Raw genomic sequence first — 24,819 nt, forward strand, 5'->3', positions numbered from 1 at the left:
CACCCGTAGGCCACCGCCCGCGCCGCCCACCCACCGGCGCGGGCCACCAGGGGAGACCTCCACCCATGGCAACACTCTGCCGACCCGCCGTCGCCGTACCCGAACACGTCATCACCCTCGACCAGACCCTCGACCTGGCCCGCACCCTGCACGCGGACCACCCGCAACTCCCCCTGGCACTGCGGCTGATCGAGAACACCGGGGTGCGCACCCGGCACCTGGTCCAGCCGATCGACGAGACGCTGCGGCATCCCGGCTTCACCACCCGCAACACGGTCTACGAGCGGGAGGCCAAGCGCCGCGTCCCCGAGGTGGTCGAGCGCGCCCTCGGGTACGCGGAGCTGTCCGCCCGGGAGATCGACCTGATCGTCTACGTCTCCTGCACCGGCTTCATGATGCCCTCGCTGACGGCGTGGCTGATCAACACCATGGGCTTCCGCCCCGACACCCGCCAGGTGCCGATCGCCCAGCTCGGCTGCGCGGCCGGCGGCGCCGCCGTCAACCGGGCACACGACTTCTGCCGCGCCTACCCCGGCGCCAACGTGCTGATCGTGGCCTGCGAGTTCTGCTCGCTCTGCTACCAGCCGACCGACCTCGGCGTCGGCTCGCTGCTCTCCAACGGCCTGTTCGGGGACGCGGTCGCCGCCGCCGTGGTGCGCGGCCGCGGCGGTACCGGCGTGCGGATCGAACGCAACGGCTCGCACCTGGTGCCGGACACCGAGGACTGGATCTCCTACGGCGTCAAGGACACCGGTTTCCACTTCCAGCTCGACAAGCGCGTGCCCGGCACCATGGAGATGCTCGCCCCCGCCCTGCACAGGCTGGCCGCCGAGCACGGCTGGAGCGCCTCCGGGCTCGGCTTCTACATCGTCCACGCGGGCGGTCCGCGCATCCTGGACGACCTCTGCCGCTTCCTGGAGCTGGAGCCGGCCGCATTCCGGTTCAGCCGGGCCACCCTCACCGAGCGCGGCAACATCGCCAGTGCGGTGGTCTTCGACGCGCTGGCCCGGCTGTTCGAGGAGGGCTCGGCCGCCGACGGCGCCCGGGGCCTGATCGCCGGCTTCGGACCTGGCATCACCGCCGAGATCTCGCTGGGCAGTTGGGTCGGCGCCCCGCTGCCGGCCGCGATCCCGCACCGCCTGCGCAGCCACGACGGCGGCGGCCTCACCCTCGCCGGACCGCCCGCCCCCGCGCGCCACCCGGCCGGGACTACGATCACGGAATGACCGACACCACCGACCGACCGGACACCCCCGCCAGAGCGGCCGAACTGGCCGCGCGGTTCCCCGCGTTGCACGCGCCGCAGTACTGGTCCTGGGGCCGCTACGACGCGCGTTTCTCGCTCGCACTGCCACCGGACGAGCTGATCACCAACATCCACCTGGTGGGGTTCTCCGAGGGGCGCGTCGTGCTCTGCCGGGACGAGCGCGACCACTGGTTCCTGCCGGGCGGCACCCGGGAGCACGGCGAGTCGATCGAGTCCTGCCTGGTCCGGGAGCTGCGCGAGGAGGCCGGCGCCCGGCTGCTCGGCGAGCCGGCCTGGCTGGGTGCACACCGCTGCGTCACCGACCTGCCGGAGCCTTACCGGCCGTGGCAGCCGCACCCCGAGAAGGCCTGGCTCTGGGGCTGGGCGGAGGTGGCCGTGGAGTCCGCCCCGACCAACCCGGACGACGGCGAGCAGGTGGTCGAGGTGCGGGCGGTCGAGCCGGCCGAGGCGCAGCGCCTGCTGGTGGGCGGCCGCGACGCGTGGTGGGGCGAGCTGATCGGGCTGGCGGTCGAGCTGCGGCAGCGGGCCGCGGCGGGCTGAGCCCGGCGGGCGGCGGGCCGGCCGCGCAACCCTCCCGGCGGGCCGGCGCGGTATTCCCGGCACTGCCGAAGATCACTGGGATGGCCGAACAGCAGAGCGCATTGTCCGATTTGCGGTGATAAGACTCGTTTGAACTCGGTTTGAATTCGAGTCCGCACCGACAGGAGCGTCATGGACAACTACCCGCTGCTGAACATCTTCTGGACGATGCTGGAGCTGTTCCTCTGGATCCTCTGGTTCTTCCTGCTGTTCAAGATCATCACGGACATCTTCCGCAGCCACGACCTCAGCGGCTGGGGCAAGGCGGGCTGGCTGATCCTGGTGATCCTGATCCCGCTGATCGGTGTGCTCGTCTACGTCATCGCACGCGGCAAATCGATGGGCGAGCGGGACGTCGCGCAGGCCCGGCGCAACGAGGACGCCTTCAAGGCCTACATCCGCGACGCGGCCGCCGAGACACCCGGGCAGGCCGGGGGTGCCACCGCTGCGGGAGGCGGCGGCGGTGCCGCTCGCGGTGGGGGCAGCCACGTCGAGGACCTGGCCAAGCTGGCCGACCTCAAGGCCAGCGGCGCCATCAGCGAGGAGGAGTACCAGAAGGCCAAGGACAAGCTCCTGGTCTGACCCGCGCCCGGGCCGGGGCGGCGGCGGGCCGGTGGACAGCACGTCCACCGGCCCGGCGCGTCAGGCGGTCGGCGGCAAACTCGCCGCGCCGCTTCGGCGGTCAGCGCCGACCGGAGCGGCGGCCGCCCTCGGAGCCGGAGCCCGCACCGCCGCCGGCCAGGCCGGCCCGGCGCAGGGCGTCCGCCATGGCGCTGTTGGCCGGCGCGGCCTGGCCGCCCGAGCCCGAGCCCGAGCCGCCGCCCGCGCCGCGCCGGTCCTGCCGCGGCGGGCGCGCCTGCCGCCCGCCCCGGTCGCCCCCGCGCTCACCGGAGCGCTCGCCGGAGCGGTCACGGCCGCCGCCCGGGCGCCCGACCTCGTCGTCCAGCCGCAGCGTCAGCCCGATCCGCTTGCGCGGCACGTCCACCTGCGTCACCCGCACGGTGACGATGTCGCCGGGCTTGACCACCTCGCGCGGGTCCTTGACGAAGTTCTTCGACAGCGCCGAGACGTGCACCAGGCCGTCCTGGTGGACGCCCACGTCGACGAAGGCCCCGAAGGCCGCGACGTTGGTGACCACACCCTCCAGCACCATGCCCACCTCCAGGTCGCCGATCTTGTCGACGCCCTCCTTGAAGGTCGCGGTGCGGAACGCCGGGCGCGGGTCACGGCCCGGCTTGTCCAGCTCGCCGAGGATGTCGGTGACGGTCGGGATGCCGAAGGTGTCGTCGGCGAAGTCCCCGGGCTTCAGGGCCCGCAGCGCGCTGCTGTTGCCGATCAGCTGCCGCAGCTCCCCGCCGGTGCCGGCGAGGATCCGGCGCACCACCGGGTACGCCTCCGGGTGCACGCTGGAGGCGTCCAGCGGGTCGTCCCCGTCCGGGATGCGCAGGAAGCCCGCGCACTGCTCGAAGGCCTTCGGACCGAGCCGGGCGACGCCCTTGAGCTCCTTGCGGGTGCGGAACGGGCCGTTGGCGTCGCGGTGCGCGACGATGTTGTCGGCCAGCGTCCCGGTGATGCCGGAGACCCGGGTGAGCAGCGGCGCGGAGGCGGTGTTGACGTCCACGCCGACCGCGTTCACGCAGTCCTCGACCACCGCGTCGAGCGAGCGGGAGAGCTTCACCTCGCTCAGGTCGTGCTGGTACTGGCCGACGCCGATCGACTTGGGGTCGATCTTGACCAGCTCGGCCAGCGGGTCCTGCAGCCGGCGGGCGATCGAGACCGCGCCGCGGATCGACACGTCCAGGTCGGGCAGCTCCTGCGAGGCGAACGCGGAGGCCGAGTAGACGGAGGCGCCGGCCTCGCTGACCATCGCCTTGGTGAGCTTCAGCTCCGGGTGGCGCTTGATGAGGTCCTCGGCCAGCTTGTCCGTCTCGCGGGAGGCGGTGCCGTTGCCGATCGCGACCAGGTCGACGGCGTGCCGCTTCGCCAGCGCAGCCAGGGTGGCCAGCGCGGCGTCCCACTTGTTGGCGGGCTGGTGCGGGTAGATCGTGTCGTGTGCCACCACCTTGCCGGTGGCGTCGACGACGGCGACCTTCACGCCGGTGCGGAAGCCCGGGTCGAGGCCCATGGTGGCGCGGGTGCCGGCGGGCGCGGCGAGCAGCAGGTCGCGCAGGTTGGCGGCGAAGACGCGCACAGCCTCCTCCTCGGCCTCCTGGCGCAGCCGGCCGCGCAGGTCGATGCCGAGCCGGACCAGGACGCGGGTGCGCCAGGCCCAGCGGACGGTGTCGCCGAGCCACTTGTCGGCCGGGCGGCCGTGGTCGGCGATGCCGAACCGGGCGGCGATCCGCTGCTCGTAGTCGTTCTCCCCGGGGAGGTCGCCGGCCTCCTCACCGTCGTACGGGGAGAGGTCGAGGTCGAGCACCTCCTCCTTCTCGCCGCGCAGCATCGCCAGGATCCGGTGCGAGGGGAGCTTGGTGTACGGCTCGGCGAAGTCGAAGTAGTCGGCGAACTTGGCGCCGTCCTGCTCCTTGCCGTCACGGACGGTGGCGACCAGCCGGCCACGCGTCCACATCCGCTCGCGCAGCGAACCGACCAGGTCCGCGTCCTCGCCGAAGCGCTCGACCAGGATGGCCCGCGCGCCCTCCAGTGCGGCGGCCTGGTCGGCCACCGCCTCGTTGAGGTAGCCGGCGGCCAGCGCGGCCGGGTCCTGCGCCGGGTCGGCGAGCAGGGTGTCGGCCAGCGGCTCCAGGCCGGCCTCGCGGGCGATCTGCGCCTTGGTGCGCCGCTTCGGCTTGTACGGGAGGTAGATGTCCTCCAGCCGGGCCTTGGAGTCGGCCGCGAGGATCTGCTGCCGCAGCGCGTCGTCCAGCTTGCCCTGCGCCCCGATCGACTCCAGGACGGCGGTGCGGCGCTCCTCCAACTCGCGCAGGTAGCGCAGCCGCTCCTCCAGGGTGCGCAGCTGCGCGTCGTCGAGCGAGCCGGTGACCTCCTTGCGGTAGCGGGCCACGAACGGCACGGTCGCGCCGCCGTCCAGCAGCTCGACGGCCGCCTTCACCTGGCCCGTGCGGACGTCCAGCTCCTCGGCGATCTTCCGCTCGATCGCCTGCTGCGCCTGCTGGGCCACCTGTTCGACTGGCGTGGTCACGAAGCCGGTCACCTTCTCCAGAGTTGCTGTTCCCCTACCCCGGCATTCTGGCAGGTGCCGACGACGCCCCCGCCCCGTCGCGGCCGGGCGTGGCGCGGCGCTCGGTTCAGTACCCGTCCTCGACCGTGCGGTCCGGCCTGCCGTTCCCGGCGATCCGGATCACGAGGTCCGCCTGTTCCGTCACCAGGCGGAGCCGGTCCGGGCCGGCCCAGCCGAGCTCCTTGATGCCGTTGGCGTCACCGTTGACGTAGGCGACCTTCCACCGACGGGTGCCGAGACCGGTGCCCTCGTCGAGGTAGACCCAGTAGAGCGGGTCGGGGCCGAAGCCCGCCGTGTCCTGCTCCACCACCAGCCTGCGGTCCGGCCGGCCGGGGGCCGCCTCGTTGCGCGTCGTCCGGTGGTCGTCGGAGAAGACCACCGTGGACAGGAACCAGAGCGGCACCGTGCCCATCGCCAGCGCCACCACCACGGCGCCGAGCGCGCTGCGCGCCCAGACCTTCCCGCGCGAGGAGACCAGCGCCACGAAGAACAGGGCCAGGACGAGCGTCCCGAACAGCAACGGCCGGTCCAGCCACTCCCGCAGGACCAGGAGCCCGCCCGACCGGCGGTTCACCCGGCCCGTGACGGCGGCGACCATCAGCGCCCCCGCACCACCGAGCGCCCCCCACATGACCCAACGGTCCCACTTGGCCGCCATGGCCCCCATCCCAGTGTTCGAAATCCAGCCGATCGGCGCGATTCCGGCGGTACAGTGCCGGGCATGTGCGCTGCCGTCAGGATGCATGACGACGAACCGGACATCGACGCGGCCCTGGTGCGACGGCTGGTGGCCACCCAGTTCCCGCAGTGGCGGAGCCTGCCGCTCTCCCCGGTCGCCGCCCCCGGGGCGGACCACGCGATGTTCCGGCTCGGCACCGAACTCGCCGTCCGGCTGCCCCGGGTGGCGTGGGCCTCGGCGGGCGTCGAACGCGAACGGCACTGGCTGCCACGGCTCGCGCCGCGCCTGCCGCGGCCCATACCCGTGCCGCTGGCGGCCGGGCGGCCGACCGCCGGCTATCCGTGGGAGTGGTCGGTGCTGCGCTGGCTCGACGGCGCCAACCCGGTCGCCGGCGCGCTCGCCGCGCCGCTCCAACTCGCCCACGACCTGGCCGGGTTCGTCAACGCCCTGCGCGCCGTCGACCCCGGCGACGGCCCGCCGGCCGCGCGCGGGGTGCCGCTGGCCGCGCGGGACGCGCCCACCCGGGCAGCGATCGGCCGGCTGCACGGGACGATCGACACCGCGGCGGCAACGGCGCTGTGGGAGAAGGCACTCCGCCTCCCGGAGCACCCCGGCGGACCTTCCTGGATGCACGGCGAGCTCTCCCCCGGCAACCTGCTGCTCGTCGGCCAACGGCTCAGCGCCGTCCTGGACTTCGGCGCGATGGGGATCGGCGACCCGACCGTGGACCTGATCGCCGCGTGGAACCTGCTCCCGGCCGGGGCCCGCCCGGCCTTCCGGGCCGCCCTCGCCGCCGACGACGCCGCTTGGGAGCGCGGACGCGCCTGGGCGCTGTCCATCGCGCTCATCCAACTCCCCTACTACCGCTCGACCAACCCGGCGCTCGCCGCCAACGCGCGCCACGTGATCCGCGAGGTGCTGGCCGACCGGAGCGTCTGAGCGCCGCCACCGGCGGGCCGCCCGCCGTACGGGCAGCCCGCCGGGAGCGTCGCCGGGCGTCAGTGGTCCACGGTGACCACGATCTTGCCGACCTGCTCGCCCGCCTCCATGTACCGGTGGGCCTCGGCGATCTCCGCCAGCCCGAACACCCTGTCCACGACGGGCGCGAACGCCCCGCTCCGCAGGCCCGAGGCGACGAACGCCTCCGCCCGGGCCAGGCCCTCGCGGTCGCGGGTGACCTCGTGCAGCGTGTAGCCGCGGATGCTGCGCCCGGCCAGCAGGGCCAGCGGCGGCAGCAACCCCTCCCGCCCGCTCAGCTCGCCGTAGACGAAGAGCGTGCCGCCCGGGGCCAGCGCGCCCAGCAGCTCCGAAACCCCCGGGCCGGAGACCGCGTCGAAGACGAACTCCGCGCCGCGCCCGCCGGTCAGGGCCGCCACCCGCCCGGCGACGTCCTCCTCCGCCGTGACCACCACCTCGGCCGCACCGGCCTTCAACAGCGCGTCCCGCTTGGCCGCCGTACGAGTCGTCGCGATCGGCACCGCGCCGACCCGGTTGGCGATCCGGATCGCCGCCAGGCCCACGCTGCTGGACGCGGCCGTGACCACCACGGCGTCCCCGGCGCGCAGCCGGCCGGCGTCCACCAGCGCTCCGTACGCGGTCACGTACGGCATCCAGACCGCGGCGCCGCCGACGGCGTCGAGCCCGTCGGGCCGGCGCAGGACGGCCCGCGCGGGGACGATCGCGCGCTCGGCGTAGACGGCGTAGTCGTTCATCGAGAAGGCCGGCACCACGCTGACCGCGTCACCGACGGCGAACCCCGTGACACCCTCGCCGATCGCCTCGACCACCCCCGCGGCCTCGGCGCCGAGCCGCGCCGGGAACTCCCGTACCGGTTCGATGTACCGGCCGCTGCGGAAGAGCACCTCGGCCCGGTTGAGGCCGATCGCGTCGACCCGGATCAGCAGCTCGCCCGGGCCGGGCGAGCCGATCTCGGCCTCCTCCAGCCGCAACACCTCGGGCCCGCCCGACTCGTGGAACCGCACCGTCCTGACCATCGCTCAACTTCCTTTCCCCACCGATGAGGTCGGCGCGGGCGACGGCGCCGACAGATCCGACTCAACCTCAAAGTACGGATGCTGTCAAACTTCGACGCCAGGCATACTTTGACCATCGCCATACTTCGGCCCGCGCCGTACGATGGCCGCGGGAAGACGGCACTCAGGGAGGACGACGGGACGATGGCGGCGACATCAGGAACGGCAACACCCGTGGCGGCGAAGACGAACCCGACGGCGGCACCGCCGCGACGGAGCGGCCGGGACCGCGTGCCGCCGCACCCCGACGTCCGGACGGTCGGACTCCAGCAGGCCATGGAGGCCCTGGTGGACCCGGTCCGCCGGCTGATCGTCCGTGAACTGCACGCCGCGCACCAGGACCTCGCCTGCGGCGCGATCGACCTGCCGGTCAGCAAGTCCACCGCCACCCACCACTTCCACGTGCTGCGCGAGGCCGGGCTGATCCGGCAGTACTACGTGGGCACTTCCCGGATGAACGCGCTGCGCGCGGAGGAGTTCGACGAGGCCTTCCCGGGCCTGCTGGGGGCCGTCGTGGGCGCACCCGAGCAGCGCTGAGCCCCCGCAGCGGGAAGTCGGCCGGAGCAGGAAGTCGGCCGGTCCGACTTCCCGCTCCCGGCCCGGCAATCGAACGCAGGCTCTAGGGTGCGAACATGACACGCCATCTGATCTTCGACGGACCGTTCAACTTCCGCGACCTGGGCGGCTACCCGGGCGCCGGCGAGCGGGCGGTCCGCTGGGGCCTGCTGTACCGGTCGGACTCGCTCGGCAAGCTCGCCACGCCCGCCGACCTGGAGCGGTTCCGGGCGCTCGGCATCGGGACCGTGATCGACCTGCGCTACCCCTGGGAGATCGCCCGCCGTGGCCGGATCCCCGAGCTGGAGGGCGTGGCCTACCACAATCTGTCCATCGAGCACCGGCCGTACGACCAGGCGGAGATCGACCCGGACGTCGACCCCTGGCGCTACCTCGCGGACCGGTTCGCCGAAGTGGCCGCGGACGGCACCGCGGAGATCCGGCAGGTCCTGGAGCTGATCGCCGCGGCCGACCGGCCGGTGGTGTTCCACTGCGCCTCGGGCAAGGACCGCACCGGGCTGATCGCCGCCCTGGTGCTCACCCTGCTCGGGGTCGCCGACGACGACATCGCCGCCGACTTCGCGCTCACCGAACTGGTCACCGCACGCCTGGTCGCCGACTGGCACGCCGCCAACCCGGGGCGGGCGCTGCGCTGGCCGTCGTTCGGCCGGGCGCCCGAGCAGGTGATCCGGCTCACGCTCGCCGACCTGGCGGCCGCCCACGGATCGGTCCGCGCCTACGTCACCGACGCCCTCGGGATCGACGAGGAGCTGATCGGCCGACTGCACGCCCGCCTGCTCGCGGCCTAGGGCGTGTCTGCGCAGGAAGTCGGCCGGGCCGACTTCCTGCGCGGCAGGCTCCCGCCGGGAGCCGGGTCAGCCCCGGCCGGGCCTGCCCGGCCGGCCCCCGCCGCGTCCGTCCCGGCCCTGCCCGCGGCCGCTCGCGGAACCGCTCGACCCACGGCCGGCCTGGCGGCCGCCACCGGACGCACCACTGCCGGAAGCGCCGCCACCGGACGCACCACTGCCGGAACGGCCGGCGGAGCGCCCGGCCTGGGTGCCGCCGCCGGAACGCCGGCCACCGGACCGGCCCGTGCCCGTACCGCCGCCCGCACCCTTGCCCCCGCCCGCCGCCGGGCCGGCCGGGGCCGTCTCCGGCCAGTGCGCGGGGCGGGTCAGGCCCGCCGGCAGGTGCGTGGTCGCATCGCCGCGGGCAGCGTTGAGCTGTGCCTGGGTGAGGAAGAGCGCGTCGGTCAGGTCGGCCCCGGCCACGTTCGCGTCCCGGAGATCGGCGCCGATCAGGTCGGCGAGCCGCAGGTCCGCGCCGGCGAGGTCGGCCGCGACCAGCAGGGCGCCGCGCAGATTGGCCCCGCGCAGGTCCGCGCCGCGCAGCCGGGCGCCGAACAGGTCGGCGCCCCGGTGCTCGCGGCGGCGCGGGACGCCGGCCCGGACCAGCTCGCTCGCCTTCAGCAGCAGCTCGGCGACGGCCTGCCGGTGCGCGGGCACGTCCACCGCGAGGATCTCCTCCGGGGTACCGGCGGCGAGCCGGTCGGTCTCGGCCAGCGCGCGGCGCAGCTCGGCGTGGACCGGGCGGGCGGGCGCGAGCGAGAGCGCCTCGGTGAGGTACCGGAGCAGTTCGTGCAGCTGCCGGACCACCGGGAACACCTCGAACATCCGGGACGTGCCCGGCGGCTCCTCGCGCCAGCTCCGGCCGCCGTAGGTGACCTGGGACACCCGCTGGCCGGCGCCGAAGCAGTCGTACACCGTGCAGCCCTGGAAGCCGCTGTCGCGCAGCCGGGCGTGGATGCCGCAGGTGAAGTCGGTCTGCAGGTTGCGGCAGGGGGTTCCGGCCGACTTGTCGACGGCGAAGTCGGCTCCGGCGGCGAACGGCAGCGCGACGCAGCAGAGCCCGAAGCAGCTCCCGCAGTCGGACACCAGGCTGACGGGCGTGGGCTCGGGCGCGGTCACTGTGTTCCTGTCCTCCGTACGACGCGATGGTGCCTGGTAGAGCGTACCGAGACGGCCGCCCGGCCGGAGCCGGACCCGAGCCGGGCCGGTCGCCCGCGGGAACCGGAGGGCCGGTCGCGGCAGTCGGTTAGTGTGGTCGGCCGGTGCCGTCCGGGTCCGCACGGGATCGGGGCACCGGAGCGACCCGATCGACCGAACCACTTGAGGAGAGCAGGCATGTCCCGGCACGACGTGACGCCGTACCCGGACATCGAGGACCCGACGGGCTCCCCCGGCGCCCCGGACACCACGGACGCCGGGGAGGACACCCCCGCCCCCGCGGACACCACGGACACCGCCGGCACCCCGGCCGCGCCCGCCGCGCCCCTGCGGCTCTCCCCGCGCGCCCGCACCGCCGCCCTCACCCTGCTCTGCTTCGCGGTCTGCCTCGGCATCGCCTTCCAGCAGTGGACCGCCCTCCAGCTCGGCGGCTTCGACCTCGGCATCTTCGACCAGGGCGTGCGCGGCTACGCGCACTTCGGCCTGCCGGTCTCCTCCCTGAAGAGCTTCCACCACGAGTTCCCGGCCGACTTCTCGCTCCTCGGCGACCACTTCTCCCCGGTGATCGCGCTGATGGCTCCGCTCTACTGGCTCTGGGACGACCCGCGCTCCCTGCTCGTCGGGCAGGCGCTCTGCTTCGCGGCCGGCGTGCCGCTGATCCGCCGGGTCGCGGCCCGCTGCTTCGCCGGCGCCGAGCCGCGCACCGCCCGCCGCGCCGCCGACCTGGCGGGGCTCGCGTACGGGCTGGGCTGGCCGCTGCTGGTGGCCTCGCGCGGCGGGTTCCACGAGGTGGCCTTCGCCGTCCCGCTCACCCTGCTGATGCTGGAGCGCGGCATGGCCCGCCGCTACGGCACGGCGGCGCTGGCCGGGCTGCTGCTCTGCTGCACCAAGGAGGACCTGGGGCTGGCGGTCGGCGCGTACGGGCTGGTGCTGATCCTGCGGGGCCGCCGGGACGGCGACCCGGGCCGGCGCCGGCGGGCCGTCCGCTGGGGCCTCGGCCTGCTGCTCGGCGGGCCGCTCGCCTCGGCCCTCGCGATCGGCCTGCTGATCCCGGCGATGGGCGGTGCGCCGGGCTACTACTGGAACTACCAGTCGCTCGGCTCGGACGGCGGCGACGCCCTCGCCCACATCCTCCGGAACCCGACCGTCCTCGTCTCCACCCTGGTCGACGCCCCGCTGAAGCCGCTGCTGCTGCTCTGGATCTTCGGCACCCTGTTCGCCCTCCCGCTCCGCTCGGCGACGGTGCTCTGCGCCGTGCCGCTGCTGGCCGAGCGGGTGCTCTCCAGCAACCCGAACCACTGGTCGATCGCCCGCCACTACGACGCGTTCCTCTGGCCGATCCTGCTGGTCGCGGCGGTGGAGGTGCTGGGCCGCCGGCACACGAGCGGGCGCACCCTGCGGCTCGGGGTGGCGGCGGCCGCCGTGACGGTCGCGGCCGCGCTGCCGCTGGGGGCGGCCAACCTGTTCGTCCCGGCCTACTGGCAGCCGAAGCCGAGCGAGGCGGCGCTGCTCCGCGGCGCCGAGCGGATCCCGGACGGTGCGGGCGTCGAGGCCGACAACCAGGCCGCCCCCCGGCTCTCCGCCCGGACCGACGTCGTCCTGGTGGACGAGAAGCCGCGCGGGCGCGAGTACGTCCTGATCCGCTCCGACAAGCGGGCGTTCCCGTTCAAGACCGACCGCGAGCAGGCGGCCCGGATCGAGCTGCTGCTGGCGCACGGCTACCGGCAGGTCTGGTCCGAGGACGGCGTGGTGCTGCTGCACCGCGAGGGCTCCGAGCCGGTCCCCGGCGAGCACGTCCCCGGCCCGGACAGCACCCCGTACCAGGACGAGGTGCCGAGCGACGTGGGGCACAACCTCTTCCGCGGCTGAACGACCCCGCCGCACGGGCGGCCCGCCACCGCCCGGAACGCGATGGCGGGCCGGGGCGTCAGCAGGGCTGGATGCCGAAGCCCCAGGCGCCCCCGGCGCCGTGGATCTCGCCGCTCTGGCCCGGTGCGAGCGTCAGACAGGTGGTGGGCCAGGCCAGGTAGTAGAACTTCACCCGCTGGGTGGTGCTGCAGTTGTTCGTGGCCCTGGCATAGCCGACGTACTGGTCGACCATGCCGGTCTCGGCGACCACGCAGGAGGGCACGCCGCTGCCGGTGGCGCTGGGGCCGGCCGGGGCGGCACTGGCCACGACCGGGGTCGACAGGGCGAGGGCGGCCGCGCCGGCCGCGAGGCCGGCGGCCTTGAGAAGGGTACGCATGATCGGTGTGCTCCTCAGGTGGTTCGTCAACGCCCGGAGGAGTTCCGGGCATACCGATTCGACGCCACCGACCGACCGCTCCGACAGCGGAGCCGCGCATCCCGACAACTTCCTGTCAGGTCCGCCGCAGGGAGCGCGGAGCCGGTCCGAAGGTCTCACGCACCCGGGTACGGGGCGAGTTCCGGACGCTTCGGCGGACGGCCGTCACCGGAGGAGCGGCCGGTGAGGCGGCGGCCGATCCACGGGCCGAGGTGGGTGCGGACCCAGCGGGCGTCGGCGGCCAGCTTCTCGCCGCGGCTCGGCGGGGCGGCGGTCGCCAGCGGGGCGCGCCAGTCGAAGCCGGCCGGGCGGCCGAGCGCCTCCAGCACCGCCTCCGCGACCCGGCGGTGGCCCTCGGGCGAGAGGTGCAGGCGGTCGTCGGCCCAGAGCCGGCGGTCGTCGAAGCAGGGCGCGGAGAACAGGTCGACCACCGCGACGCCCGGGTCCTGGCCGAGCTCGTGCACGAAGGCCTTCATCCGCAGGATGGCCGGGAGCAGCCGGGCGCTGCCCGCCATCCGGCGGGTCGGGTCGGTGCTGGTGAACATCACCACGGTGGCGCCGGTCGCGCGCAACGCGGTCGCCGAGCGGCCGAGCAGCTCCTCGACGCGGGCGATGTCGCAGCGCGGGCGCAGGACGTCGTTGAGCCCGCCGGCCAGGGTGACCAGCTCGGCGCCCATGGCGACGGCGGGCGCGAGCTGCTCGTCGTGGATCTGGCCGATGAGCTTGCCGCGGACGGCGAGGTTCGCGTAGCGGAAGCCGCCGCCGGGCTGCTCGGCGGCGAGCCGCCCGGCGACCCGGTCGGCCCAACCGCGGAACTGGCCGTCGGGCAGGACCTCGTCACACATGCCCTCGGTGAAGCTGTCCCCGACGGCGACGTAACTGGCGTAGCCGGTGTACCTGGTGGGCGCGGTGCGCGCGCTGTTCTCCGCAGTGTTCTCCATGGCCCGACGATCGTACGCGCAGGGTCCGACGGGCCCGCCGCCCGCCCGGCCGCCCGGCCGCCCGCCGTCACGCCCACCGCCGCGCCCGCGCTAGCCGGCAGCGACCGGCGTGGCGGGCGAGGCCGCCGAGGCGGGCGCGGTCACCCAGTGCGCCCGGACGGCGTCGGTGGGCCGCTGCTCGCCGAGCGAGGGCAGGCCCCACACACCGAGGGCGTCGATCACCTGACGGAGCGCCGCCCCGCGCTCGGTGAGCTCGTAGACGGTGGCGTTGGCCGGCCGTTCGAGCCGTCGGCGCAGCACCAGGCCCTCGGTCTCCAGCTGCTTGAGCCGCGCCGCGAGGATGTCGGTGGAGACGCCGGGCAGGTCGGCGTGCAGGTCGGTGTAGCGGCGCGGGCCGGCGAGGAGTTCACGGACGATCAGGAGGCTCCAGCGCTCCCCCACCGCGTCCAGGGCGCGGGCAACGGCGCAGTACTGGTCGTAGCTTCGGCGTGACATGTGGATCAGCATAGCCAAAAGGTTGGACTTTCCAAGTGGTTGCTTGGTAGAACAAAGCAACCAGGACGGCGTGCCGGTCGGCGCGCAGCAGCGACGGCGGGCGACGGTCGGGAGGCCGCAGATGGAGTTTCGGCAGTCCAGCAAGCTGAAGGACGTGTGTTACGAGATCCGCGGCCCGGTGGTCGACCGGGCCAACGCACTGGAGGAGGCCGGGCACAGCGTGCTCCGGCTGAACACCGGCAATCCGGCCACGTTCGGCTTCGAGGCGCCGGAGGAGATCGTCCAGGACATCATCCGCAACCTCCCCAACGCCCACGGATACAGCGACTCCCGCGGCATCCTGCCGGCCCGCCGCGCGGTCGTGCAGTACTACCAGCAGCGCGGCGTCTCCGGGGTCACCGTCAACGACGTGTTCCTGGGCAACGGCGTCTCCGAGCTGATCCAGATGGCCGTCACCGCGCTGGTCGACGACGGCGACGAGGTGCTCGTCCCGATGCCGGACTACCCGCTCTGGACGGCCGTGGTCCGGCTGGCCGGCGGCAAGGCGGTGCACTACGTGTGCGACGAGGAGGCGGAGTGGTACCCCGACCTCGACGACATCGCCGCCAAGATCACCGCCCGGACCAAGGCCATCGTCGTCATCAACCCCAACAACCCCACCGGCGCGGTCTATCCGAAGGAACTGCTGGAGGGCATCCTCGACCTCGCCCGCCGGCACCAGCTGATGGTCCTGGCCGACGAGATCTACGACAAGATCCTCTACGACGGCACCGAGCACCACTGCCTCGCCGCGCTCGCCGACGACGTGCTCACCCTCACCTTCAACGGCCTCTCCAAGTCCTACCGGGTGGCCGGCTTCCGTAGCGGCTGGCTGGTCGTCTCCGGGCCGAAGCAGCACGCCGCCGACTACCTGGAGGGCCTCACCATGCTCTCCGGCATGCGGCTCTGCCCCAACGTCCCGGCCCAGTACGCGGTACAGGCCGCGCTCGGCGGCCACCAGTCCATCCAGGACCTGGTGCTGCCCGGCGGCCGGCTCACCGAGCAGCGCGACGTGGCGTACAAGGCGCTGAACGAGATCCCGGGCGTCAGCTGCGTCAGGCCCAAGGGCGCGCTGTACGCGTTCGCCAAGCTCGACCCGGCGGTGCACCGGATCGTCGACGACGAGCAGTTCGTGCTGGACCTGCTGCTCCGGGAGAAGATCCACGTCGTCCAGGGCACCGGCTTCAACTGGCCCCGCCCGGACCACTTCCGCTTCGTCACCCTCCCCCGGGCCGACGACCTGGAGACGGCGATCAACCGGATCGGCCGCTTCCTCGCCACCTACCGCCAGGTCTGACCCCGGAACCACACCGCCACCACGGGCCCCGCGGACAGCGCGGGGCCCGGGCGTACCATCGGTCTTGCACCGGATCGAAGGGGGACGACCGATGGACACCAGCGCACACACCGGAGCCACCAGGCCCGACGGGACCACCGGGCGGGACGGGATCGCCGAAATCGCCGACGCCGCCGAACTGCGCGCCCTGCTCGGCGAACCGAGCGCCCGCGACGCCGCCAAGGAACGCCGGACCCTGCACGAGCACGACCGGGCCTTCATCGCCGCCGCGCCGCTCTGCATCATGGCCACCGCCGGCGCCGACGGCACCTGCGACGCCTCGCCGAAGGGCGACCCGGCCGGCTTCACCCTCGTGCTGGACGACACGACGATCGCGATCCCGGAGCGCCCCGGCAACCGGCGCGCGGACGGCTTCCACAACATCCTGGCCAACCCGCACATCGGGCTGATCTACATCGTCCCCGGCCGCGGCGACACCCTGCGGGTCAACGGCCGGGCCCGGCTGGTGCGCGACGCGCCGTTCTTCGACGCCATGACCGTCAAGGGCCACCGCCCGCGGCTCGCCGTCCTGGTCGAGATCGAGGCGGTCTTCTACCACTGCTCGAAGGCGTTCCTGCGCTCCGCGCTCTGGAAGCCCGAGACCTGGGCGCCGGACGCGGCACCCTCGCGCGCGGTGATCTCCAAGGCGCTGGATCGCAAGGACGAGCCGTTGGAGAAGCTGATCGAGTACTACGGGCCCAACTACGGGGGCGACCTCTACGCCCCGTAGTCGGCCGTCCGTAGGCTTGGCGACCATGACCGTCCTGCGCTCCGCCGCCCTGTTCGCCCTCGCCGCCCTTGCCGAGATCGGCGGCTGCTGGCTGATCTGGCAGAGCGTGCGCGAGTCCCGGCCGTGGTGGCTGGCCGGGCTCGGGGTGGTCGTGCTCGGCGGGTACGGCTTCGTCGCCGCGCTCCAGCCGGACAGCCAGTTCGGCCGGGTGCTGGCCGCCTACGGAGGTGTCTTCGTGGCCGGCTCGCTGCTCTGGGGCGTGCTGGTGGACGGCTTCCGCCCGACCCGCTACGACGTCATCGGGGCGCTGATCTGCCTCGCCGGGGTCGCGGTGATCATGTACGGGCCCCGGCGCTGAACCACTGCTCCGCGTTCAGCGCCGGGGCCCGCGGGGATCACCGCGCGGGAAGGGCTACCAGCCCCAGCCGCCGCCCTCGCCGTCGTCGTCGCGGTCGCTGTCCCAGCCCTCGCCGACCTTGCGCAGGATCGTGTAGTGGTCCACCTGCGTGCCGTCCTCGGCCAGTGCGGTCACCTTCATGGACGACTTCGCGCCCAGCTGGGCGGGGGTCACGTCGACCTTGATGAACGAGTAACCGGTGTAGCGGACCCGCGACCACTCGACCTTCTCGGTCACCTTGCCGCCGCCCTTGGCGAAGTAGTAGGTGTCCACCGAGTCGAGGCGGTTCTCGTGGCCCTCGTAGGTGTCCGGGGCGTCGAAGCGGTACAGGCTGCGGCCGGCCGCGCCCGCCGTCACGTACACCACGCCGTCCGTGGCCGGCTCGACGGTGGCGCCGCTGGGCACCGCCTTGGCGACCTTGTTGCCGAGGATCGCGTCGGTGCGCTCGTAGACGTGGTTGTGACCGTTGATCACCAGGTCGACGCGGTACTTCTCGAACAGCGGCACCCAGGCCTCGCGGACCCCGCCCTCGGAGGCGTGCTGGTGGGTGGTGGAGAAGGCGCAGTGGTGGAAGAAGACCACGATGAAGTCGACGGTCTCGTCGTTGCGCAGGTCCTTGAGCGTGCGCTGCAGCCACTTGGTCTGCTTGCCCGCCGAGACGCCCAGGTTGGCCGGGATCTCGTAGGAGACGTCGTTGGCGTCCAGCGAGATGACGCCGACGTTCTTGTAGCGGAAGCTGTAGACGCCCGGGACGGTCCGCGGGTCGGGGCCGTTGTCGGGCAGGTAGAAGCGGGAGTTCTCGCCGCCGTAGCCGTTGTGCGAGTACCAGGCCTCCATGTCGTGGTTGCCGTAGGAGACCATCCACGGCACCTTCGAGGCCACCGTCTCGGTCTGCACCAGGAAGGCGTCCCAGGTGCGGGCGTCGTAGACCGACTTGTCGGAGTCCTGGCCGGAGCCGGCCGGGTCGGCGTAGCAGATGTCGCCGGCGTGCAGGTGGAAGGCCGGGTTCTGGGCCAGGATGACGTGGTCGTTGCCGGCCGCGTGGGAGCTGACGCCCTGGTCGCCGAAGGCGGTGAAGGTGAACGGCTCGTAGACCTTGCCCCAGCGGTGGTCGCGCGAGGGGGCGGTGCGGAAGGTGCTCAGGGTGGAGATCGCCTGCTGCGAGGCGGGGTCGAAGCCCTGGTGGCCGACGCCGTAGTAGTACGTGGTGTCGGGCTGGAGGTCCTCCAGCGCCACGTGCAGGTAGTACTGGTCGACCGGCTGGCCGGTCGGGGTCAGCGCCGGGGTGTGCAGGGCGCGCACCTCGGCCTGGACCTTGTGGCTGAGGTCCCACGGGTGCTTGCCGAAGCGCAGGAACGGCTTCTTGACCGGAGCCGGGACCTGCCAGGAGACCCGGAACTGGGTGTCCGGCTCGGGGCCGAAGGCGAGGTGACGGCCGATCGGGGCGACCAGCGAGCCGTCGACGCCGTCGGCGGTGCCGCCGGTCAGCAGCTGGGGGGAGGCCGGGGCGGCGGTCGCGGTGCCGCTGCCCAGCGCACCGCCCACCGCGAGGGCACCGACGCTGACGGCACCGGCGCGCAGCATCCGGCGGCGGGAGAAGCGGGCCCGCAGGTACTCGTGCTGCTCGGCCATGCTCATGCGGTCGGCGAGCTTCGCGGGCACGCCCATGTTGGGGATATCCATGGGCGGGACTCTTCCACCGGCGAGTTGACCGGACACGGACGTACGGTGAACGAGCCCCGGCGTGCCGGTCAGTCGAACGCCAATGTTCGACCATGCCTCGGCAAAGCCGCCCACGCGGAACCGGTCGTGGCCGGATCATCCGCGGCGGCACGCTCCCTGAGGCACCGTCGGGGCCGGCCGGAACCGCGGGGCGGCAACGGGAACGGGAGCGGCGGGGGCTCGGTGCGGACGCCGGGTCAGGCGATCTCGTCCCAGGTGGAGGCCGCGCGGTTGCCGGTGCCGTCGCAGGTGCGGCAGATCTCGTCGCGGTAGGCGTGCTTGGCGCCGGCCGCGTCGACCCGGTAGCGGACGTAGACGCCGGTGCCGTCGCAGAGGAAGCAGTTGCCGCCCCCGCCACCGACCTCGGTGGTGCCGGTGCCCTGGCAGGTGCGGCAGCTGAGGCCGGCGGTGCGGCCGGTGCCCGCGCAGATGCGGCAGACCGTGGTCACGTCGTGATTCCTCCCAAGCCGGGGCGCCCCAGGAAATGGTAGTGCCCCGGCCCGCCGGCCGGACCGGGTCGGACGGCGGCCGAAGAGCGCCCCGGCCCGCCCCGGTCAGCCCGGGAGGCCGTCCCGGACCCGCCGGGAGACGCTGATCAGCTGGAGGTCGAGCAGCCCCGGCGGGTCGGCGAGGCCGGGGCCGCCGGCGTGCACCCACTCGGCTATCTCGCCGACCATGTCGTCCGCCAGCACCCAGCCCAGCCAGACCGGGCGGCCGCCGGCCGCGCGGCCCTCACTGGACGGGCCGACCACCACCACGTTGGAGTGCGCGCACGCGTCCAGGCACTTCACCGCCCGGACGGTGCCCGCCGAACCGACCGCCTCGCGCAGCCGCTCGAACTGGCCGGCGTGGTCCACGCCCGGGTGCTTCTCCTGGGTGCCGCAGCAGCAGCCGCGGCAGACGGTGACGGTCACCGGGGCTCCGGCCCCCGCCCGTCCGCGCGTCTGGTCCCGCTCACGGTCCCGGTCCCGACGGCTCATCGGTTCAGCTCTCCTCCCGGCCCAGGGCCTCGTGCGGCAGGGCCCGCCGCCACGCCCGTTCGCGCAGCAGCCGCAGGCCGTTCAGGCCGACGATCACGGTGGAGCCCTCGTGCCCGGCGACGCCGAGCGGCAACGGCAGCGTACCGGCCAGGTCCCAGACCACCAGCACCGCGATGCAGGTCCCGGCGATCACCAGGTTCTGCACGACCAGGCGCCGCGCCTGCCGGGAGAGCGCCACCACGGCCGGGACGGCGGCCGGTTCGTCCCGCACGACGACGGCGTCGGCGGTCTCCAGCGCGAGGTCCGCACCGACCCGGCCCATCGCGACTCCGCTGTGCGCGGCGGCCAGGGCGGGCGCGTCGTTGACCCCGTCACCGACCATCAGCACCCGGTGGCCGTCCGCGGCGAGATCGCGCACCGCGGCCAGCTTGTCGTGCGGCAGCAGCCCGCCCCGGACGTCCGTCAGACCGACCTCGCGGGCCAGCCGGTCGGCGGCGCGCGGGTTGTCGCCGGTGAGCAGCACCGGCGGACGCCCGGTCAGCGCAGCCAGGCCGCGCACCGCGGCGGCGGCCTGACCGCGCGGCCGGTCGGCGAGCCCCAGCACCCCGACCGGCTCGCCGTCGCGCAGCACCACGACCGTCGTCCGGCCGGCCTCCTCCAGCTCGGCGACCGGGGCGGCGGCCGGCCCCCGGGAGCGGTGCGGGCCGGGCGCGCCCACCGCGACCACCGATCCGCCCACCAGCGCCCGCACCCCGACGCCGGGGGTGGCGGTGAAGCCCTCGGCCGGCGGCAGCGGCAGGCCGCGCCCGCGGGCGGCGGCGACCACGGCCCGGCCCAGCGGGTGCTCGGAGGCGTGCTCGGCGGCGGCCGCGAGGGTGAGCAGCTGCTCCGCCGTCACCCCGTCGAGCGGGCGCAGCTCGGTGACCTCGGGCGTGCCCTCGGTGAGGGTGCCGGTCTTGTCCAGCGCGACGACGTCGACCTGCCCGAGACGCTCCATCACCACCGCCGACTTGACCAGCACACCGTGCCGGCCGGCGTTGGCGATGGCGCAGAGCAGCGGCGGCATGGTGGCCAGCACCACCGCGCACGGCGAGGCCACGACCATGAAGGTCATGGCGCGCAGCAGGGCGCCGTCCGGTTCGGCGCCGAGCGCGAGCGGGACGGCGAACAGCAGCAGGGTGGCCGCCACCAGCCCGGCGGCGTAGCGCTGTTCGATCCGCTCGACGAAGAGCTGGGTGGGCGCCTTGGTCCCGGAGGCCTCCGCCACCAGGGCGACGATCCGGGCGATCACCGTGTCGGCGGCGTCCCGGCCGACCCGGACCCGCAGCGCGCCGGAGCCGTTGAGCGTCCCGGCGTACACCTCGTCGCCGACCGCCTTGGCGGCGGGCAGCGGCTCGCCGGTGACGGTGGACTGGTCGACCTCGCTCGCGCCGTCCAGGACCGTCCCGTCGGCGCCGACCAGCTCGCCCGGGCGGATCAGCACGATGTCGCCGACGGCCAGCTCCACGGTGGGGACGGCCTCCTCGCCGCCGTCCTCGCGCAGCCGGGTCGCGGTGGCGGGGGCGAGGTCGAGCAGGCCGCGGACGGAGTCTGCGGTGCGGGCGGTGGCGAGCGCCTCCAGGGCGCCGCTGGTCGCGAAGATCACGATCAGCAGGGCGCCGTCCACCACCTCGCCGATCGCGGCGGCGCCGAGCGCGGCGACCACCATCAGCAGGTCGACGTCGAGGGTCCGCGTGCGCAGGGCCGCCACCCCGGCCAGGGCGGGCTCCCAGCCGCCCGCCAGGTAGGCGGCGGAGTACAGCGCGGCGGCGGCCCAGCCCGGGCCGCCGAGCATCTGGACGGCGAGCGCGGCCAGGAAGGCGGCGGTGGCCGCGGCCGCCCAGCGCGCCTCCGGCAGGGCCAGCACCCTGGTGCGGCGCGGTCGCGGTGGCGCGGTGGCCGCGGGGGCGGGCGGCCGGGTGAGCAGGGCGCTGGACGCAGGGGTGGCGGGCATGGACGCCACCATACAGGAACACATGAACAAGCTTTCATATGTTGATCACACTACGGCTTCGCCCAGGGCGGCCGCGGACCGGGCCCGTAGGATTCCCCCATGGGACACGCAGCCGCCGAGAACGCCGTGCCGCAGATGCGCCTGGACGCCTCCAACGCGGCCAAGGTGGCGAACACCCTCCAGGCCCTCGCCACCCCCTCCCGCCTGCTGATACTCGCCCAGCTCCGGGAGGGGCCGCGGGCCGCCACCGAACTCGCCGACGCCGTCGGCATGGAGCAGTCCGCCTGCTCCCACCAGCTGCGCCTGCTGCGCAACCTCGGCCTGGTCGTCGGCGAGCGCCGCGGCCGCTCGGTGGTCTACTCCCTGCACGACGACCACGTCGCCGCCCTGCTGGACCACGCGGTCTACCACGTCGACCACCTGCGCCTCGGCCTCACCGACGAGCACTGACCGACGGGCGCTGACCGACAGGCGCTGACCGACAGGCGCTGAGCGACGAGAGCCGAACGGCGAGCGCCGAGCGACGGGTTCCGGCCCTGCGGGCGCCGCCGGGCACCCGCCGGACGCTACGCCGTCGCTGCCGCCGCCGCCCGGCCCGCCGTCCGCCCGGAGAACAGGCAGCCACCGAGGAAGGTCCCCTCCAGCGAGCGGTAGCCATGCACGCCGCCGCCGCCGAAGCCGGCCGCCTCGCCCGCCGCGTAGACGCCGTCCAGCACCCCGCCGCCGGGTCGCAGGACGCGGGCCGAGAGGTCGGTCTCCAGCCCGCCGAGCGACTTGCGGGTGAGGATGCCCAGCCGGACGGCGATCAGCGGGGCGGCGGCCGGGTCGAGGATCCGGTGCGGGGCCGCGGTGCGGATCAGCTTGTCGCCGAGGTAGCGGCGGGCGCCGTGGATCGCGGTGACCTGGAGGTCCTTGGCGAAGGGGTTGGCGAGCTGCCGGTCCCGGGCCTCAACGGTGCGGCGCAGGTCGTCCGGGTCGATCAGCGGCTCGCGGGTCTTGGCGTTCATCCCGCGGACGAGGTCCCCGAGGTTGCTCGCGACCACGAAGTCCGGCCCGTGCCGCAGGTGGGCCCGGACCGGGCCGGGGGCGCCGGGCAGCGCCCGGCCGAGGACGCCGCGCAGCGAGCGCCCGGTGAGGTCGGGGTTCTGCTCGGAGCCGGAGAGGGTGAACTCCTTCTCGATGATCTTCTGACTGAGCACGAACCAGGTGTGGTCGTACCCGGTGGAGCGGATGTGCTCCAGGGTGCCGAGGGTGTCGAAGCCGGGGAAGAGCGGGACGGGCAGCCGGCGGCCGCGGGCGTCCAGCCAGAGCGAGGACGGGCCGGGCAGGATGCGGATGCCGTGCCGGGCCCAGATCGGGTCCCAGTTCTCTATGCCCTCGGTGTAGTGCCACATCCGGTCGCCGTTGATCAGGTTGGCCCCGGCCTCGCCGGCGATGCCCAGCATCAGCCCGTCCACGTGGGCCGGGACGCCGGAGAGCAGCCGCTCCGGCGGGGTGCCGAGCCGGGCCGGCCATGACTTGCGGACCAGGTCGTGGTTGCCGCCGATGCCACCGGAGGTGACGACCACCGCCTGGGCGCGCAGCTCGAAGTGGCCGGCCACCTCGCGCGAGCTGGCCTCACCGCGCCCCGCCGGGCTGGGCACCAGCACCTCGCCGCTCACCGTGTCGGTGACCCCGGCCGTGACGGACAGTCCGGTGACGCGGTGGCGGAAGCGCAGGTCGACCAGGCCGCGCCGGGCGGCGTCGTGGACCCGGCGCACGAAGGGTTCGAGCAGTCCGGGTCCGGTGCCCCAGGTGATGTGGAAGCGTGGCACGGAGTTGCCGGGCCCGTCGGCGTGCAGGCCGCCGCGCTCGGCCCAGCCGACGACCGGGAAGAACCGGACGCCCATTTCCCGCAGCCAGGACCGCTTCTCGCCGGCGGCGAAGGCGACGTAGGCCTCCGCCCAGCGGCGCGGCCAGGCGTCCTCGGCGCGGTCGAAGCCGGCCGTGCCGAGCCAGTCCTGCCAGGCGAGCGCGTGCGAGTCGCGGATCCGCATCCGGCGCTGCTCGGGCGAGTCGACCAGGAAGAGGCCGCCGAAGGACCAGTGCGCCTGGCCGCCGAACGAGGCCGCCGGCTCCTGGTCGAGCAGGATCACCTTCCGTCCGGCGTCGGCGAGTTCGGCGGTCGCGGCGAGCCCCGCGAGTCCGGCTCCGATGACGATGACGTCGGCGTCAAGGGCCATGCGGGATCCTCCATCGGTGCTCCGGCAGTGCGGTGTGCGCCCGATACTGCGGCGTGCGCCCGATAGTGCGGCCTGCGGCGACGGCCAGTCAACCGGTCGGTAACCGGGCCCGCCGGCAATTCCGCTCCACTGCGTACCGGAAATACCTCCGATACGGCGTGGAGCGAAATTCGAAATACCATCTGACGGAATTTCGGAAATTTCGGCGGGAGGCATGGACGCCCGCGAAACCTGGAAGTAACTTACCTGTGAGTAGCTGTGGCCGCGGCTGGCACGACCCCCACCCACCGTCGTTTCTCTCCCCCAGGAGGAACCGTGCTCCGCCCTGCCCGGAAACTCCGCACCGCCCCCGGCCCCCACCCCGACCGGAACTCCGTGCGGAACTCCCGGACCCCCCGGAACTCCCGGAAGTCCGCCCTGCTCGGCGCCGCCGCGCTGGGCGCCGCGCTCGCGCTGACCTCCACCAGCGCGCAGGCCGCCACCCCCGCCCCCCGGCACTACGTCGCGCTCGGGGACTCCTACGCCGCCGGCGCCGGAGTCCCCGGCCAGTCGGCCGGCCTCTGCCTGCGCTCGGACCGCAACTACGGCCACCTGGTGGCCGCTGCGCTCAAGGCCGCGAACTACACCGACGTCACCTGTGCGGCCGCCAAGGTGAAGGCGATGACGCAGGCCCAGTACGACGCGTTCATCAGGGTCAACGACCCGCAGCTGGACGCCGTCACCCCCGACACCGACCTGGTGACCCTGGGCATCGGCGGCAACGACCTCGGCGTCACCGACCTCGGGCTCGGCGACCTCGTCGCCACTTGCATCGCCGGCGCGGTGGTCAACCCGCTCGGCACCCCCTGCAAGGACGTCTTCCACCACGGCCACTGGGACTGGTCCAGCTGGTCCTGGCAGTACGGCAACGACGACCTGGCCGACCGGATCGAGGCGGCCCGGCCGCAGGTCGCCGACGTGCTGAAGCGGATCCACGCCAAGGCCCCGAACGCCAGGGTGCTGCTGGTCGGCTACCCGTCCGTGCTGCCGGCCGACGGCGCGTCGTGCGTCTTCCGCCAGCCGATCGCCCCGGGCGACGTCCCGTACCTGCACGGTGTGCTGGGCGAGCTCAACGCGATGCTGAAGTCCACCGCCGCCGCCAACGGCGCCACCTTCGTGGACACCGCGGGCCCGACTGCCGGGCACGACGTCTGCTCGGACGACCGGTGGATCGAGGGCGCGCTGCCCGGCTCCCCCGCCGTCCCGTTCCACCCGAACGCGACCGGCGAGAAGGTGATGGCGGACGCGGTGCTCGCCGCGCTGCGGTAGCCGTCCGGCGCCGACGGCCCTGCGCCGGCCCCGGCCGCGCAGTGGCCGCGCCCGCGTCCGAAGACCCCGAGG

The 24,819-nt window shown here is 74.1% G+C and carries 22 protein-coding genes and 2 pseudogenes; 12 read left to right on the top strand and 12 right to left on the bottom strand.

Annotated elements, in window-relative coordinates; translation table 11 throughout:
* The first annotated feature begins 65 nt into the window (after positions 1 to 65).
* The 3 genes from ACIPSC_RS27525 (at position 66) to ACIPSC_RS27535 (ending at position 2,428) form a co-directional block, all read left to right on the top strand.
* Entirely contained in the window at positions 66 to 1,226 is a 1,161-nt protein-coding gene (locus ACIPSC_RS27525; RefSeq protein ID WP_400828851.1) for a type III polyketide synthase, read from the top strand.
* Entirely contained in the window at positions 1,223 to 1,807 is a 585-nt protein-coding gene (locus ACIPSC_RS27530) for an NUDIX hydrolase (protein ID WP_400828853.1), read from the top strand. The genes ACIPSC_RS27525 and ACIPSC_RS27530 overlap by 4 nt, the downstream gene beginning before the upstream one ends.
* Positions 1,808 to 1,978: 171 nt before the next feature.
* Positions 1,979 to 2,428, top strand: coding sequence for an SHOCT domain-containing protein (locus ACIPSC_RS27535; protein WP_400828855.1), 450 nt, complete (start codon positions 1,979 to 1,981; stop codon positions 2,426 to 2,428).
* A 100-nt stretch (positions 2,429 to 2,528) separates the two neighbouring features.
* Here the strand turns inward: ACIPSC_RS27535 and ACIPSC_RS27540 are convergent, their stop codons facing one another.
* Positions 2,529 to 4,988, bottom strand: coding sequence for a Tex family protein (locus tag ACIPSC_RS27540; RefSeq protein WP_400828857.1), 2,460 nt, complete (start codon positions 4,986 to 4,988; stop codon positions 2,529 to 2,531).
* A gap of 106 nt (positions 4,989 to 5,094) precedes the next feature.
* Positions 5,095 to 5,685, bottom strand: coding sequence for a hypothetical protein (locus ACIPSC_RS27545; protein ID WP_400828859.1), 591 nt, complete (start codon positions 5,683 to 5,685; stop codon positions 5,095 to 5,097).
* A 63-nt stretch (positions 5,686 to 5,748) separates the two neighbouring features.
* Between ACIPSC_RS27545 and ACIPSC_RS27550 the strand changes: the two genes are divergently transcribed.
* Complete coding sequence (locus tag ACIPSC_RS27550; protein WP_400828861.1) at positions 5,749 to 6,645, top strand: aminoglycoside phosphotransferase family protein; 897 nt, start codon at positions 5,749 to 5,751, stop codon at positions 6,643 to 6,645.
* A gap of 59 nt (positions 6,646 to 6,704) precedes the next feature.
* Here ACIPSC_RS27550 and ACIPSC_RS27555 read toward each other — a convergent pair whose 3' ends face one another.
* A complete protein-coding gene (locus tag ACIPSC_RS27555) occupies positions 6,705 to 7,700 on the bottom strand; it encodes a zinc-dependent alcohol dehydrogenase family protein (RefSeq protein WP_400828863.1) in 996 nt (331 codons plus the stop codon).
* A gap of 213 nt (positions 7,701 to 7,913) precedes the next feature.
* On the opposite strand from ACIPSC_RS27555, the gene ACIPSC_RS27560 reads away from it, so the two are divergent.
* Both ACIPSC_RS27560 and ACIPSC_RS27565 read left to right on the top strand, forming a co-directional pair.
* A complete protein-coding gene (locus ACIPSC_RS27560) occupies positions 7,914 to 8,276 on the top strand; it encodes an ArsR/SmtB family transcription factor (RefSeq protein ID WP_400828865.1) in 363 nt (120 codons plus the stop codon).
* Between the two features lie 95 nt (positions 8,277 to 8,371).
* The gene (locus ACIPSC_RS27565) at positions 8,372 to 9,103 is read left to right on the top strand and encodes a tyrosine-protein phosphatase (RefSeq protein WP_400828867.1); all 732 of its coding nucleotides are present in this window, start codon (positions 8,372 to 8,374) and stop codon (positions 9,101 to 9,103) included.
* Positions 9,104 to 9,451: 348 nt separating this feature from the next.
* Here the strand turns inward: ACIPSC_RS27565 and ACIPSC_RS27570 are convergent.
* Positions 9,452 to 10,261: pseudogene (locus tag ACIPSC_RS27570) on the bottom strand (pentapeptide repeat-containing protein); the annotation flags it as partial.
* 216 nt (positions 10,262 to 10,477) lie between these two features.
* Between ACIPSC_RS27570 and ACIPSC_RS27575 the strand changes: the two are divergent.
* A complete protein-coding gene (locus ACIPSC_RS27575) occupies positions 10,478 to 12,169 on the top strand; it encodes a DUF2079 domain-containing protein (RefSeq protein ID WP_400828869.1) in 1,692 nt (563 codons plus the stop codon).
* A 58-nt stretch (positions 12,170 to 12,227) separates the two neighbouring features.
* Here the strand turns inward: ACIPSC_RS27575 and ACIPSC_RS27580 are convergent, their stop codons facing one another.
* From ACIPSC_RS27580 to ACIPSC_RS27590, 3 genes and pseudogenes are all read right to left on the bottom strand, one after another.
* On the bottom strand, positions 12,228 to 12,545 hold the full coding sequence (locus ACIPSC_RS27580; protein ID WP_400828871.1) for a hypothetical protein: 318 nt from the start codon (positions 12,543 to 12,545) through the stop codon (positions 12,228 to 12,230).
* A 155-nt stretch (positions 12,546 to 12,700) separates the two neighbouring features.
* Positions 12,701 to 13,525 carry an SGNH/GDSL hydrolase family protein gene (locus ACIPSC_RS27585; protein ID WP_400828873.1) on the bottom strand — a complete coding sequence of 275 codons (825 nt, stop codon included), beginning with the start codon at positions 13,523 to 13,525 and terminating at the stop codon, positions 12,701 to 12,703.
* Between the two features lie 132 nt (positions 13,526 to 13,657).
* Positions 13,658 to 14,020, bottom strand: a pseudogene (locus ACIPSC_RS27590) (winged helix-turn-helix transcriptional regulator); the annotation flags it as partial.
* A gap of 121 nt (positions 14,021 to 14,141) precedes the next feature.
* Here ACIPSC_RS27590 and ACIPSC_RS27595 point away from each other — a divergent pair.
* The 3 genes from ACIPSC_RS27595 (at position 14,142) to ACIPSC_RS27605 (ending at position 16,483) form a co-directional block, all read left to right on the top strand.
* The gene (locus ACIPSC_RS27595) at positions 14,142 to 15,356 is read left to right on the top strand and encodes a pyridoxal phosphate-dependent aminotransferase (protein WP_400828875.1); all 1,215 of its coding nucleotides are present in this window, start codon (positions 14,142 to 14,144) and stop codon (positions 15,354 to 15,356) included.
* Between the two features lie 91 nt (positions 15,357 to 15,447).
* Positions 15,448 to 16,125, top strand: coding sequence for a pyridoxamine 5'-phosphate oxidase family protein (locus ACIPSC_RS27600; protein WP_400828877.1), 678 nt, complete (start codon positions 15,448 to 15,450; stop codon positions 16,123 to 16,125).
* A 25-nt stretch (positions 16,126 to 16,150) separates the two neighbouring features.
* Positions 16,151 to 16,483, top strand: coding sequence for a YnfA family protein (locus ACIPSC_RS27605; protein ID WP_400828879.1), 333 nt, complete (start codon positions 16,151 to 16,153; stop codon positions 16,481 to 16,483).
* A 54-nt stretch (positions 16,484 to 16,537) separates the two neighbouring features.
* On the opposite strand, the gene ACIPSC_RS27610 is transcribed toward ACIPSC_RS27605, so the two are convergent.
* The 4 genes from ACIPSC_RS27610 to ACIPSC_RS27625 form a co-directional block, all read right to left on the bottom strand.
* Positions 16,538 to 18,205: a fibronectin type III domain-containing protein gene (locus tag ACIPSC_RS27610; protein ID WP_400828881.1), complete on the bottom strand. Its 1,668-nt coding sequence runs from the start codon at positions 18,203 to 18,205 to the stop codon at positions 16,538 to 16,540.
* Positions 18,206 to 18,441: 236 nt separating this feature from the next.
* On the bottom strand, positions 18,442 to 18,693 hold the full coding sequence (locus tag ACIPSC_RS27615) for a hypothetical protein (protein ID WP_395296705.1): 252 nt from the start codon (positions 18,691 to 18,693) through the stop codon (positions 18,442 to 18,444).
* A gap of 105 nt (positions 18,694 to 18,798) precedes the next feature.
* Positions 18,799 to 19,224: a (2Fe-2S) ferredoxin domain-containing protein gene (locus ACIPSC_RS27620; RefSeq protein ID WP_400828884.1), complete on the bottom strand. Its 426-nt coding sequence runs from the start codon at positions 19,222 to 19,224 to the stop codon at positions 18,799 to 18,801.
* Between the two features lie 4 nt (positions 19,225 to 19,228).
* A complete protein-coding gene (locus ACIPSC_RS27625) occupies positions 19,229 to 21,217 on the bottom strand; it encodes a heavy metal translocating P-type ATPase (RefSeq protein WP_400828886.1) in 1,989 nt (662 codons plus the stop codon).
* Between the two features lie 99 nt (positions 21,218 to 21,316).
* Here ACIPSC_RS27625 and ACIPSC_RS27630 point away from each other — a divergent pair, with 99 nt between their 5' ends.
* Entirely contained in the window at positions 21,317 to 21,667 is a 351-nt protein-coding gene (locus tag ACIPSC_RS27630) for an ArsR/SmtB family transcription factor (protein ID WP_400828888.1), read from the top strand.
* A gap of 116 nt (positions 21,668 to 21,783) precedes the next feature.
* On the opposite strand, the gene ACIPSC_RS27635 is transcribed toward ACIPSC_RS27630, so the two are convergent.
* The gene (locus ACIPSC_RS27635; protein ID WP_400828890.1) at positions 21,784 to 23,439 is read right to left on the bottom strand and encodes an FAD-binding dehydrogenase; all 1,656 of its coding nucleotides are present in this window, start codon (positions 23,437 to 23,439) and stop codon (positions 21,784 to 21,786) included.
* 375 nt (positions 23,440 to 23,814) lie between these two features.
* Here ACIPSC_RS27635 and ACIPSC_RS27640 point away from each other — a divergent pair, with 375 nt between their 5' ends.
* On the top strand, positions 23,815 to 24,747 hold the full coding sequence (locus ACIPSC_RS27640; protein WP_400828892.1) for an SGNH/GDSL hydrolase family protein: 933 nt from the start codon (positions 23,815 to 23,817) through the stop codon (positions 24,745 to 24,747).
* Positions 24,748 to 24,819 lie beyond the last annotated feature (72 nt).

This window comes from Kitasatospora sp. NPDC090091 (assembly GCF_044747365.1).
In the GTDB taxonomy this organism is placed as follows: domain Bacteria; phylum Actinomycetota; class Actinomycetes; order Streptomycetales; family Streptomycetaceae; genus Kitasatospora.

Coding starts and splice junctions, on each gene's coding strand:
- ACIPSC_RS27595 (WP_400828875.1), top strand. CDS start 14,142: ATGGAGTTTCGGCAGTCCAGCAAGCTGAAGGACGTGTGTTACGAGATC.
- ACIPSC_RS27625 (WP_400828886.1), bottom strand. CDS start 21,217: ATGCCCGCCACCCCTGCGTCCAGCGCCCTGCTCACCCGGCCGCCCGCC.
- ACIPSC_RS27620 (WP_400828884.1), bottom strand. CDS start 19,224: ATGAGCCGTCGGGACCGGGACCGTGAGCGGGACCAGACGCGCGGACGG.
- ACIPSC_RS27605 (WP_400828879.1), top strand. CDS start 16,151: ATGACCGTCCTGCGCTCCGCCGCCCTGTTCGCCCTCGCCGCCCTTGCC.
- ACIPSC_RS27585 (WP_400828873.1), bottom strand. CDS start 13,525: ATGGAGAACACTGCGGAGAACAGCGCGCGCACCGCGCCCACCAGGTAC.
- ACIPSC_RS27580 (WP_400828871.1), bottom strand. CDS start 12,545: ATGCGTACCCTTCTCAAGGCCGCCGGCCTCGCGGCCGGCGCGGCCGCC.
- ACIPSC_RS27535 (WP_400828855.1), top strand. CDS start 1,979: ATGGACAACTACCCGCTGCTGAACATCTTCTGGACGATGCTGGAGCTG.
- ACIPSC_RS27600 (WP_400828877.1), top strand. CDS start 15,448: ATGGACACCAGCGCACACACCGGAGCCACCAGGCCCGACGGGACCACC.
- ACIPSC_RS27630 (WP_400828888.1), top strand. CDS start 21,317: ATGGGACACGCAGCCGCCGAGAACGCCGTGCCGCAGATGCGCCTGGAC.
- ACIPSC_RS27575 (WP_400828869.1), top strand. CDS start 10,478: ATGTCCCGGCACGACGTGACGCCGTACCCGGACATCGAGGACCCGACG.
- ACIPSC_RS27545 (WP_400828859.1), bottom strand. CDS start 5,685: ATGGCGGCCAAGTGGGACCGTTGGGTCATGTGGGGGGCGCTCGGTGGT.
- ACIPSC_RS27525 (WP_400828851.1), top strand. CDS start 66: ATGGCAACACTCTGCCGACCCGCCGTCGCCGTACCCGAACACGTCATC.
- ACIPSC_RS27635 (WP_400828890.1), bottom strand. CDS start 23,439: ATGGCCCTTGACGCCGACGTCATCGTCATCGGAGCCGGACTCGCGGGG.
- ACIPSC_RS27530 (WP_400828853.1), top strand. CDS start 1,223: ATGACCGACACCACCGACCGACCGGACACCCCCGCCAGAGCGGCCGAA.
- ACIPSC_RS27610 (WP_400828881.1), bottom strand. CDS start 18,205: ATGGATATCCCCAACATGGGCGTGCCCGCGAAGCTCGCCGACCGCATG.
- ACIPSC_RS27550 (WP_400828861.1), top strand. CDS start 5,749: ATGTGCGCTGCCGTCAGGATGCATGACGACGAACCGGACATCGACGCG.
- ACIPSC_RS27565 (WP_400828867.1), top strand. CDS start 8,372: ATGACACGCCATCTGATCTTCGACGGACCGTTCAACTTCCGCGACCTG.
- ACIPSC_RS27555 (WP_400828863.1), bottom strand. CDS start 7,700: ATGGTCAGGACGGTGCGGTTCCACGAGTCGGGCGGGCCCGAGGTGTTG.